The 12,849-nt window shown below is 37.5% G+C and carries 5 protein-coding genes; 2 read left to right on the forward strand and 3 right to left on the reverse strand.

Annotated elements, in window-relative coordinates; all coding sequences use genetic code 11:
* Positions 1–23: 23 nt before the first annotated feature.
* Both map and ACUN26_RS23245 read left to right on the forward strand, forming a co-directional pair.
* On the forward strand, positions 24–818 hold the full coding sequence (gene map / locus ACUN26_RS23240) for a type I methionyl aminopeptidase (protein ID WP_002106654.1): 795 nt from the start codon (positions 24–26) through the stop codon (positions 816–818).
* Positions 819–1,333: 515 nt separating this feature from the next.
* Complete coding sequence (locus tag ACUN26_RS23245) at positions 1,334–2,731, forward strand: M28 family metallopeptidase (protein WP_000749151.1); 1,398 nt, start codon at positions 1,334–1,336, stop codon at positions 2,729–2,731.
* 425 nt (positions 2,732–3,156) lie between these two features.
* Here ACUN26_RS23245 and ACUN26_RS23250 read toward each other — a convergent pair whose 3' ends face one another.
* The 3 genes from ACUN26_RS23250 to ACUN26_RS23260 form a co-directional block, all read right to left on the reverse strand.
* Complete coding sequence (locus tag ACUN26_RS23250; protein ID WP_445540889.1) at positions 3,157–9,459, reverse strand: Cna B-type domain-containing protein; 6,303 nt, start codon at positions 9,457–9,459, stop codon at positions 3,157–3,159.
* Positions 9,460–10,737: 1,278 nt separating this feature from the next.
* The gene (gene argS / locus ACUN26_RS23255) at positions 10,738–12,408 is read right to left on the reverse strand and encodes an arginine--tRNA ligase (RefSeq protein WP_001086438.1); all 1,671 of its coding nucleotides are present in this window, start codon (positions 12,406–12,408) and stop codon (positions 10,738–10,740) included.
* The gene (locus ACUN26_RS23260) at positions 12,408–12,845 is read right to left on the reverse strand and encodes a DUF1934 domain-containing protein (protein ID WP_000744343.1); all 438 of its coding nucleotides are present in this window, start codon (positions 12,843–12,845) and stop codon (positions 12,408–12,410) included. Before ACUN26_RS23260 ends, argS begins: the two co-directional genes overlap by 1 nt.
* Positions 12,846–12,849 lie beyond the last annotated feature (4 nt).

Genomic DNA, 12,849 nt, shown 5'->3' on the forward strand with positions numbered 1-12,849 from the left:
CGAGTAGCAGGACGAAAATAAACATGATACAATCGGGTAAGATATATATTCGAGGAAGGACAGTGGTTTTCATGATTATTCGTAATGAACAGGATTTAGAAAGCTTACGAAAAATCGGCCGCATCGTTGCGCTTGCACGTGAAGAAATGAAAAAAGAAGCGAAGCCAGGTATGACAACGAAAGAGCTTGATTTGATCGGTAAAAAAGTATTAGATGAGCATGGTGCTATTTCTGCACCTGAAAAAGAATATGATTTCCCTGGTGTAACTTGCATTAGTGTAAATGAAGAAGTTGCTCACGGCATTCCAGGAGATCGTGTATTAAAAGAAGGCGACTTAGTAAACGTCGACGTATCTGCCGCACTTGATGGTTATTATGCAGATACGGGTATCTCATTTGTACTTGGGAAAGACGAAGAAAAAGAAAAACTTTGCCAAGCAGCTGTTGACGCATTTTGGGCAGCAATGAAAAAAGTTAAAGCTGGTTCAAAACAAAATCAAATTGGTCGTGCGGTTTCAAACTTCGCACATAAAAGTGGATACAATGTTATTCAAAACTTAACTGGTCATGGTATCGGTCTTAGTTTACATGAAGCACCAAACCACATTTTAAGCTATTATGATCCAATGGATAGTGCGCTTCTAAAAGACGGTCTTGTTATCGCTGTAGAGCCATTTATCTCTATGAAAGCTGATCATATTATCGAACGCGGTGATGACGGTTGGACATTCGTTACTCCTGACAAAAGCCTTGTTGCACAATGTGAGCATACAGTTGTCGTAACACGTGGTGAGCCGATAATTTTAACAGAAATATAAAAAATAGCCGTTTGGTAGCAGAAACCTACCAAACGGCTATTTTTTATTACTTTTAGGTATGCAAAAATTTATATAAATAAAAGGTGATGCATCAAAGCATCACCTTTTTAACGGGGTGAGGCTGCCCAAAAGTACGGAAAACCTTTGAACAGCCTCGTATTTTCATATGGATGCCTTACATATATCACTGATGATAATTATGAAATGCGGAAACATATTTATCATCACATGATTCAAACATGAGAAAAGAAACCCTACAGTGGATTCTTTTCTCTACATAATCTAAAGTTTGGGTACACTAGATTCATGCAATGTAGGAGCTTTCCAAGCAGAAAGCGAACCTTCATTTAAAATGATAGCATACATATCTCCATCAAAAATATGCAAATATGCATATAGTATTTTTTATTTATCAATGTCAGAATATTGAAAAATAAAAAATATAAAGGTAAAATAAAGTCGTTATCCGTCTTCTTTTGTCAGTCAGAGAGAATAGAAGAATAGGAGAGGAAAAAATGAAAAAATCTTTAAAACAAAAAATAGTAAGCTCTTTACTTGCTGTATCACTCGCTGTTAGCTTGGCTCCAATTGGACAAGTCAAAGCTGATTCCACGTCAGAAATCACACAGACTTCACCTATCACAAAACAAGTTGATGCAAGTCGCGCCATCGAACACATCCGTTTCTTATCCGAAACAATTGGTCCTCGCCCTGGTGGAACAAAATCAGAAGAATGGGGTTCTCGCTACGTTGGTATGCAACTTAAATCAATGGGTTATGAAGTAGAATATCAGCCATTTCAAGTGCCGGATCAATACGTTGGCTTTATTGAATCCCCATTATCCACAAAGCGTAATTGGCAAGCTGGCGCTGCTCCTAACGCACTAATTTCTACAGAAACTGTTACAGCTCCTCTTATCTTTGTTCAAGGTGGGACAAAATTAGAGGATATTCCAAATGAAGTAAATGGAAAGATTGTTCTATTTGAAAGAGGAACAACAGTTGCAGACTACAATAAACAAGTTGAAAACGCTGTTAGTAAAGGAGCAAAAGGTGTTCTTTTATACAGTTTAATTGGCGGTCGTGGAAACTACGGACAAACTTTCAATCCTCGCCTAACGAAAAAGCAGTCTGTCCCTGTCTTCGGTCTTGCTTATGCGCAAGGAAATGCATTTAAAGAAGAAATCGCTAAAAAAGGGTCAACAATTCTTTCCCTAAAAGCGAGACATGAATCTAATTTAAAATCCTTAAACGTCATCGCTAAAAAGAAACCCAAAAACAGTACAGGTAATGAAAAAGCTGTCGTTGTAAGTTCGCACTATGATAGTGTCATTGGAGCACCTGGAGCAAACGATAATGCTTCTGGTACAGGATTAGTATTAGAGTTAGCTCGTGCTTTTCAAAATGTAGAAACTGATAAAGAAATTCGTTTTATTGCTTTTGGTTCTGAAGAGACTGGCTTACTCGGCTCCGATTATTACGTTAATAGTCTATCCCAAAAAGAACGTGATCGAATTTTAGGTGTCTTTAACGCAGACATGGTTGCAACAAATTACGATAAGGCAAAAAATTTATATGCTATGACGCCTAACGGTTCTCCAAACCTTGTAACAGACGCAGCCTTGCAAGCAGGTAAACAGTTAAATAATGATCTCGTACAACAAGGGAAATTTGGCTCTAGTGATCATGTACCGTTTGCTGAAGTCGGTATTCCTTCTGCACTATTTATTTGGATGGGCGTCGATAGTTGGAATCCATTAATCTATCATATTGAAAAGGTATATCACACACCCCAAGATAACGTATTAGAAAATATTTCGCTAGAACGTATGAAAATGGCATTAGAGGTCATTGGTACAGGCGTCTATAATAGCCTTCAATCTACCGTGAAAACAGAACAAAAAGCCGCTTAATACTATTTCAAGCCACCGATTAATCGGTGGCTATTTATTGAAAAAGAAAAAAAACAAATATGCATAAAAGCATATTTATTACATGGTATTATCGTGTATAATTAAAATCGTAATATATAAATAAAAACACATTTATTGTATAGCATTGACCTTACATTACATGCGATACCACGCTCTAAGCTTATGGTCCAATGGATAATAGGCTTTTTAAAGACGGTTTTGTTATTACTTTAGGGCCGCTGATTGAGTCCATCTTGAAATTGCTCTCTTTTTTCTATAAAAAAAACCCTTCAGGCTGCATTCTTCCCTTCACTTTATCGTGAAGTGTTTTTGAATACTTACCCAAAGGGAGCAATATCAATAGTAATTTTTTAATTTGTCAGCTACTCAGATTACAGTGTAATCAATAATCTAAAGCTTTTTTATTATTTTATTCGCTGACGAGCGAGTAGGATTCCACCTAAAAGGAACAATACCATACCTCCAAGAATTGAACTCATTTCTGCTGATGTTCCTCCTGTGTTGGGAAGTAATGTTGGCTTATCATTTTCTGTAGTAGGTGGAACTTTTGAATCGCTATTTTCGTCTGCATTTGTGTTTGGATCTTTTGGATTTGTGCTTGGATCTTTCGGATCTGTGCTTGGATCTTTCGGATCTGTGCTTGGATCTTTCGGATCTGTGCTTGGATCTTTTGGATCTACATTTGGTTCGTCCTTGATTTTTGTATTTGTGATGTCATAACCATGTACGTCAGATTGGTATCCGGCTACTGGTTGTTCTTTCACTTCATACTTGTACGCTACTCCATTTGCATCGTATGCTGCTAAATCTTTGAATTCGTATTTCCAGCCTGTTGCTTCGCTTACTTCTTGCGTCGCAATCACTGTACCATTTTGTAGAAGGTCTACTTTAATCATTTTCGGACGATCTTTCGCGTTATCGTCTTTCCATGTTTTCGTTCCTTCTACTTTTGTTTCACCTACTTTTGTATTTGTGATGTCATAACCATGTACGTCAGATTGGTATCCAGCTACTGGTTGTTCTTTCACTTCATACTTGTACGCTACTCCGTTTGCATCGTATGCTGCTAAATCTTTGAATTCGTATTTCCAGCCTGTTGCTTCGCTTACTTCTTGCGTCGCAATCACTGTACCATTTTGTAGAAGGTCTACTTTAATCATTTTCGGACGATCTTTCGCGTTATCGTCTTTCCATGTTTTCGTTCCTTCTACTTTTGTTTCACCTACTTTTGTATTTGTGATGTCATAACCATGTACGTCAGATTGGTATCCAGCTACTGGTTGTTCTTTCACTTCATACTTGTACGCTACTCCGTTTGCATCGTATGCTGCTAAATCTTTGAATTCGTATTTCCAGCCTGTTGCTTCGCTTACTTCTTGCGTCGCAATCACTGTACCATTTTGTAGAAGGTCTACTTTAATCATTTTCGGACGATCTTTCGCGTTATCGTCTTTCCATGTTTTCGTTCCTTCTACTTTTGTTTCGCCTACTTTTGTATTCGTGATGTCATAACCATTGACTTTGGATTCGTATCCGGCTACTGGCTGTTCTTTCACTTCATACTTGTACGCTACTCCGTTTGCATCGTATGCTGCTAAATCTTTGAATTCGTATTTCCAGCCTGTTGCTTCGCTTACTTCTTGCGTCGCAATCACTGTACCATTTTGTAGAAGGTCTACTTTAATCATTTTCGGACGATCTTTCGCGTTATCGTCTTTCCATGTTTTCGTTCCTTCTACTTTTGTTTCGCCTACTTTTGTATTCGTGATGTCATAACCATTGACTTTGGATTCGTATCCGGCTACTGGCTGTTCTTTCACTTCATACTTGTACGCTACTCCGTTTGCATCGTATGCTGCTAAATCTTTGAATTCGTATTTCCAGCCTGTTGCTTCGCTTACTTCTTGCGTCGCAATCACTGTACCATTTTGTAGAAGGTCTACTTTAATCATTTTCGGACGATCTTTCGCGTTATCGTCTTTCCATGTTTTCGTTCCTTCTACTTTTGTTTCGCCTACTTTTGTATTCGTAATGTCATAACCATTGACTTTGGATTCGTATCCGGCTACTGGCTGTTCTTTCACTTCATACTTGTACGCTACTCCGTTTGCATCGTATGCTGCTAAATCTTTGAATTCGTATTTCCAGCCTGTTGCTTCGCTTACTTCTTGCGTCGCAATCACTGTACCATTTTGTAGAAGGTCTACTTTAATCATTTTCGGACGATCTTTCGCGTTATCGTCTTTCCATGTTTTCGTTCCTTCTACTTTTGTTTCACCTACTTTTGTATTTGTGATGTCATAACCATGTACGTCAGATTGGTATCCAGCTACTGGTTGTTCCTTCACTTCATACTTGTACGCTACTCCGTTTGCATCGTATGCTTGCAGTTTTTCAAACGTGTACTTCCATTCACTTGCTACTGTTACTTCTTTTGTATCTACTACTTTACCGTTTTGTAGTAAGTTTATTTTGATTGTGCTTGGACGATCTGTTGCGTTGTTATCGTTCCACGTCTTTGTTCCTTCTACTTTCGTTTCGCCCACTTTTGTATTCGTGATGTCATAACCGTGTACGTCAGATTGATATCCGGCTACTGGCTGTTCCTTCACTTCATACTTGTACGCTACTCCATTTGCGTCATATGCTTCTACATCTGCAAATGCATATTTCCAGTTTGTTTCCGCTGTTACTTCTTTTGTATCTACTACTTTACCGTTTTGTAGTAAGTCTACTTTGATTGTGCTTGGACGATCTGTTGCGTTGTTATCGTTCCATGTTTTTGTTCCTTCTACTGTCAATTTCGCTACTTTTGTATTTGTGATGTCAGTACCACTTACTTGGGATTCATATCCGGCTACTGGCTGTTCTTTCACTTCATACTTGTACGCTACTCCGTTTGCATCGTATGCCTGTAGTTTTTCAAACGTGTACTTCCAATTTGTTGCCGCTGTTACTTCCTTTGTATCTACTACTTTACCGTTTTGTAAAAGATCCACCTTGATCATTTCCGGACGATCTTTCGCGTTATCGTCTTTCCATGTTTTCGTTCCTTCTACTTTTGTTTCGCCTACTTTTGTATTTGTGATGTCAGTACCACTTACTTTGGATTCATATCCGGCTACCGGTTGTTCTTTCACTTCATACTTGTACGCTACTCCATTTGCATCATACGCTGCTAAATCTTTGAATTCGTATTTCCAGCCTGTTGCTTTGCTTACTTCTTGCGTCGCAATCACTGTACCATTTTGTAAAAGGTCTACTTTGATCATTTCCGGACGATCTTTCGCGTTATCGTCTTTCCATGTTTTCGTTCCTTCTACTTTTGTTTTGCCTACTTTTGTATTTGTGATATCAGTACCATTTACTTTGGATTCATATCCAGCTACTGCTTGTTCTTTCACTTCATACTTGTACGCTACTCCGTTTGCATCGTATGCTGCTAAATCTTTGAATTCGTATTTCCAGCCTGTTGCTTCGCTTACTTCTTGCGTCGCAATCACTGTACCATTTTGTAGAAGGTCTACTTTAATCATTTTCGGACGATCTTTCGCGTTATCGTCTTTCCATGTTTTCGTTCCTTCTACTTTTGTTTCGCCTACTTTTGTATTTGTGATGTCATAACCGTTGACTTTGGATTCATATCCAGCTATCGGTTGTTCCTTCACTTTATACTTGTACGCTACTCCATTTGCATCATACGCTACTAAATCTTTGAATTCATATTTCCAATCTGTTACTTTGCTTACTTCTTGCGTCGCAATCACTGTACCATTTTGTAAGAGGTCTACTTGAATCATTTCTGGACGATCTGTTGCGTTATCGTCGTTCCATGTCTTCGTTCCTTCTACTTTTGTTTGACCTACTTTTGTATTTGTGATATCAGTACCACTTACTTTGGATTCATATCCTGGTACTGGCTGTTCTTTCACTGTATACTCGTAAGCCTTTCCTTCCGCATCATATGCTTCTAGATCTGAGAATATATATTTCCAACCCAATACTGCTAGTACGTCGTGTGTTTGAATCACATTCCCGTTTTGTAGTAAGTCTACTTTGATCATTGTCGGACGGTCTGTTGCATTTCCGTCGTTCCATGTCTTCGTTCCTTCTACTTTTGTTTTGCCTACTTTTGTATTTGTGATATCAGTACCACTTATTTTGGATTCATATCCTGGTACTGCTTGTTCTTTCACTTCATACTTGTACGCTGCTCCGTTTGCATCGTATGCCTGAAGTTTTTCAAATGTGTACTTCCAATTTGTTTCCGCTGTTACTTCTTTTGTATCTACTACTTTACCGTTTTGTAAAAGATCTACTTTGATCATTTCCGGACGATCTTTCGTGTTATCGTCTTTCCATGTTTTCGTTCCTTCTACTTTTGTTTCGCCTACTTTTGTATTTGTGATGTCATAACCTTTTAATTCAGACTTGTATCCGGCTACCTGCTGTTCTTTCACTTCATACTTGTACGCTACTCCGTTTGCATCGTATGCTTGCAGTTTTTCAAACGTATACTTCCAGTTTGTTTCCGCTGTTACTTCTTTTGTGTCTACTACTTTACCGTTTTGTAGTAAGTCTACCTTAATCGAGCTTGGACGATCTGTTGCATTGTTATCGTTCCATGTTTTCGTTCCTTCTACTTTTGTTTCGCCTACTTTTGTATTTGTGATGTCATAACCGTGTACGTCAGATTGGTATCCGGCTACTGGCCGTTCTTTCACTTCATACTTGTATGCTTTTCCATTTGCATCGAATGCTACTAAATCTTTAAATTCATACTTCCAACCTGTTTCTTTGCTTACTTCTTGTGTCGCAATCACTGTATCATTTTGTAGTAAGTCTACTTTGATGGCTTTATGCTCTTCCTCTGTGCCACCTTTCCACGTCTTCGTTCCTGCAACTGATGTCTTGCCTACTTTTGTATTCGTGATGTCATAACCATTGACTTTGGATTCGTATCCGGCTACTGCTTGTTCTTTCACTTCATACTTATATGCTTTTCCGTCTGCATCGTTTATCGCCAAATCTTTAAATTCATATTTCCAGCCTGTTGCTTCGCTTACTTCTTGCGTCGCAATCACTGTACCGCTTTGTAGTAAGTCTACTTTAATCATCGTTGGACGACCTTCCGCATTTCCGTCCTTCCATGTTTTCGTTCCTTCTACTTTGGTTTTTTGTACCACTTTTGTATTTGTAATATCATAACCGTTTATTTCTGTTGTGTATCCATCTATCGGTTGTTCTTTTACTTCATACTTGTACGCTACTCCATTTGCATCATACGTTGCTAGGTTGTCAAATTTGTATTTCCAACCATCTGCCGCTGTTACTTCTTTCGTGTTTACTACTTCCTCATTTTGTAGTAAGTCTACTTTGATTGAACTTGGACGATCTTTCTCGTTATCGCCTTTCCACGTCTTCGTCCCTGCAATAGATGTAGTTTTCAACTTATTCGGAATTGGCAACTTAACTCCATTTACAGCATCTGATTTAACTTCAAAAATTACTTTTGCTTGAGGATCGAAATCAACATAGTCTGGAGCTGAAACTTCTTTCACATAATATTTACCTGGTTGTAAATTAGGGATTTCAATTATCCCTTTTTCATCTGTTTTATATACATCTCCAACTTGTTCATCAGACTCTTTATACAACTTAAACGAAACATTTGGGATTACTTTTTCTTCATCCCCTTCAATATGCTTCACAATTTTTAGTGTTCCTTTTGGAGTCACATTACCTTCAGCACCACCGCCAGCTATCATATTTTCGACTGGATGAGTACCCGATTCGGTAACTGGTTCCTTGTTTAGAACTTGGTAATCAATCGTATAATCATTCTTAAAAAACTCTTGCTTCTTCCCAGCTTCCGTTATAGTAGATGTATAACCAATCGAAAAGGAGGCAAGACGCGCTTTACCCTTATTAAGCACAACTTTAAATGATTTGTCTCCAGTAAAGGTAATCGTTCCGTAACCTTGCTTTTCAAGCTCTTGTAGCGTTAAAGATCGACGACCTATATAATCATCTACAATTATATAGAAACTATCCTTATTAAGTGTTTGACCTTCCTGTAAATTATCAGTCACAACAATATCACGACTTAACTCTTCTTTAGCCAAGTTTATATTCAAGAACCAACGTACTTCATCGCTCTTACCTGAGTTCATATCACCAGTTTTATAAAAAAATGGTGGCTTTCCAGGATCTGTACCCCCACCACTGCTTGGGCCGGTAATTGTTACAGATTGCTTATCTACATTTGTACCGAAATTGGTTTCAATCTCTTTCTTTTCATCCGTTCCTACATTAGCAGCTTCCACAAAAAAGTTTAAATACCCTTTAATATTTTGATGTGTACTCACTTTATCATTAAATGTACATACCACAGTACCTGCAGTGACTTTACAAGTACCATAATCATCTAATAGAAACTCTGTATTTAATCCTTTTAATTCTGGAGGCAGTGTTAATGTTAGTGTGTCTCCAGGCTTCATCTTAAGACTATCTTTTTCACTGAAGTTTATAGTTACTTTAGTCCGTTGTCCGATAGAAAGATCTGTTTTATCAATTTTAAAACTATCCACAAGTCCTAATGTATTTAATTCTTGTGCGTTTGCTACTATAGGTAAAAGACTCTGACCTATAGTAAACATGAAAATCATTATAATCGAAAAAATTGAAGTTATCCTTTTTAAATACATGCTTTCTGTTATCCTCCCTATAAAATATTTCTAGATTCTAGAACAAATATACTATGACAAAGATTCCACTATATCAATGTCATTAAGCCACTCTACTAAAATATGTTTGATAGCTATTATCATCACCAACGCAAACGCTTGCTCTATAAATACAAAAATTTATTGCCGACAAGTATGGAAGAGCTATTTCACAGTAAATATGCATTTGGACAACTTCCTTACTTATCCTCCTAAAGAATACCAAGAAGTACAATCTATAATCGAATTTAGCATATCCGCCGAAGAAGGTTACGACTGTGAAACATGCTAGGATACTCGTATTCTAAAAGATGTCATTGAAGGTGCGTTTTCTGTCATTATGAGTTGAGGTGAAATTGGGCATATGTTAAAACGTTTTGTGTTTAGTTACACAACCAACCTACACACCGAAACAAATAGAACAAGAAGCATTATATAATTAAAAACGTTCTGGATGAAGTATTGGTTGCCTATGCAAGATGAAAGTCATATTCTCCAAATTTGAATACAGTGGAACGAATTTGGGGGTAACTAAAAAAGGGTATGATTGTCAACTGATTTCATATAAATCGTATAGAAATACGAAATTCAGCCTTTTCATTTTTGGAGTATATAAATGAGTGTCGAGAAAAAACACTTTGCCTAATGGGTTCCATGGCTATGTCGAAGAATTAAAATGAGCTTATATGTGATGATACTATCAAAACCGAGAGATTTATATCCTTTCATTATTTTTTATCAAATCATGAAAACTTTAATTGTACTATATGTACTATTTTAAACATACCACCCCTAGTTTCTTGACTAAGTTGGAAGTTTTCAAGATTGATTACTAATTGTTTAGATACTTGGTTAGATGCATTGTTATTTTAGTATTTGGCATAGCTGTAACAATATCTTTCAAAACAATCACACCATTTCCTAGTAACATTCCAACAACTAATAATACATATATGGATTTTGATAATCTTACCCCCAACAGTCTATTATTCTAGAATCGTTCCTAAAAATCAATAGTTAATTGGTATTTTTCTATTTTCACTTCATCACTATCACATATATTTAGATTAGAAAATTGGGCACAGAAAAAGAGATAGCTTTGCCATCTCTTTTTCTGTTTCAACTTCCCCTTATCAAGCCATACAGCTTTTCATTGGTCTTCTTTCTTTGACATCTAATCAGTCTATACATTGAATAGATGTTTTTATGTCAACTCGTATATCACTTCTAAACAAAAATAAGCATCTTTTCTTTTGTCTATTACATTTTTTCTGGTGCAGATACTCCTACGATTGCTAGTGCGTTTTGAAGTGTATTTCGTACTGCTTTCATTAATTCGTAACGAGCTTTACTTAACTCTAAGTTATCTTGGTTTAATACTTTCTCTGCATTGTAGAAGCTGTGTAGTGCTGCAGCTAATTCAAATGCATAGTTTGTAATGCGGTGTGGCAGACGTTTTTGCGCTGCATCCGCAACTACAGCTGGGAATTCACCAAGTTTTTTCAGTAATTCTACTTCTTTCTCAGAAGTAACAAGTTTATAGTTCACGTCTCCGCCTGTAGCTAATCCTAACTCTTCACCTTGACGAAGGATACTGCATACACGAGCATGTGCATATTGCGCATAGTATACTGGATTTTCATTAGATTTTGATACAGCTAAGTCCATATCGAAGTCTAAATGAGAATCACCGCTACGCATTGCAAAGAAGTAACGCATTGCGTCCACGCCTACTTCTTCCATAAGCTCACGAAGTGTAACTGCTTTACCCGTACGCTTACTCATCTTCATTTTTTCACCGTTTTGGTATAGTTGTACCATTTGGATGATTTCTACTTCTAATGTGTCTTTATCGTAACCAAGTGCTTGAATCGCAGCTTTCATACGAGGAATGTAACCGTGGTGGTCAGCACCCCAAATGTTGATTAATTTATCGAAACCACGCTCTAATTTGTCGCGATGGTAAGCGATATCTGGCGTTAAGTATGTGTAAGAACCGTCGTTTTTAATTAATACACGGTTTTTGTCGTCACCGTAAGTCATTGAACGGAACCAAGTTGCGCCGCCTTCTTCAAAGATTTCGTCACGCTCTTTTAATACAGCAAGAGCCTGATCAATCTTTCCGTTTTTGTATAATGATGTTTCTGAGAACCATACATCGAATTTAACACGGAAGCTCTCTAAGTCTTTTTGAAGTTTTGCTAACTCATATTTCAAACCGTATGAACGATAGAACTCATAGCTTTCTTCTGCATCAGCTTTCGCATAACGATCGCCAAACTCTTCAGCTAAACGTTTACCGATACCGATAATATCTGCACCGTGGTAACCGTCTTCTGGCATTTCTTTATCTAAACCTAACGCTTGCATGTAACGAGCTTCAACAGAAAGAGCTAAATTATGAATTTGGTTACCCGCGTCATTAATGTAGTACTCACGAGATACATCGTATCCTGCTTTTGCTAATACGTTACATAAAGTGTCACCTACCGCAGCACCGCGTGCATGTCCTAAGTGAAGGTCACCTGTTGGATTTGCAGATACGAACTCAATTTGTACTTTTTCACCTTTACCAGTGTTCGTTTCACCGTAAGCTTCACCAGCATTAACGATTGTTGGGATTAAGTCTGTTAAGTAACTATTATCCATATAGAAGTTAATAAAACCAGGACCAGCGATTTCAATTTTTTCAATAGAAGCTTTTGCTTTATCGAAGTTTGCAACTAATTCTTCTGCAATCATACGAGGTGCTTTTTTCGCAACACGTGCAAGTTGCATTGCCATATTTGTAGAGAAATCACCATTTGTTTTATCTTTTGGAGATTCTAATACAACGTTTGGAATTTGTTCTTCTGTTGCTAATTCTGCCTTTAATACAGCAGCTTGAATTTCTTCTTTAATCAATCCTTTTACCTGTTCTAAAGAATTCATTATTTTGCCTCCTTCAAGTTAATTGTAATTGTATATCTGCCAGCTTCTTGTTCACTTAGAAGCAATGCGTACGTTAAGAAGAGTTGTCCTTTTTTCTTTTCATCCGACCATTTAAAAAGAACGTTATCAGTTTTCGTTTGCAGTGCAAACGTACCAAGTTCACTCGTGTACGTACCAGTTGTCCATTCACCTTTCACATGCGTCTGACGCATAGAAATAGCACCTGAACGCATAATGAGAACTTGTTCATCTTGAATTTTTATAATTGTCTTCACTTCGCCTTGTTCGTTCGGCTCTTGGAATGTTACGTATGTACCTTGACCTTTTACATAGTATTGACCATTTGCTTCAAAAGCAACGGTTTCCTTCCTCGCCCCTTCACGGATTTCTGTTACGAAATGAACGTGTACCGGCAAGCCTGCAAGTTGTTTCTTCACGTCT

This window comes from Bacillus sp. WC2503 (assembly GCF_052682895.1).

Bases quoted from the DNA above. Each gene is read 5' to 3' on its own strand.
- ACUN26_RS23250 (WP_445540889.1), bottom strand. From the start codon at position 9,459: ATGTATTTAAAAAGGATAACTTCAATTTTTTCGATTATAATGATTTTC.
- map (WP_002106654.1), top strand. From the start codon at position 24: ATGATACAATCGGGTAAGATATATATTCGAGGAAGGACAGTGGTTTTC.
- ACUN26_RS23245 (WP_000749151.1), top strand. From the start codon at position 1,334: ATGAAAAAATCTTTAAAACAAAAAATAGTAAGCTCTTTACTTGCTGTA.
- argS (WP_001086438.1), bottom strand. From the start codon at position 12,408: ATGAATTCTTTAGAACAGGTAAAAGGATTGATTAAAGAAGAAATTCAA.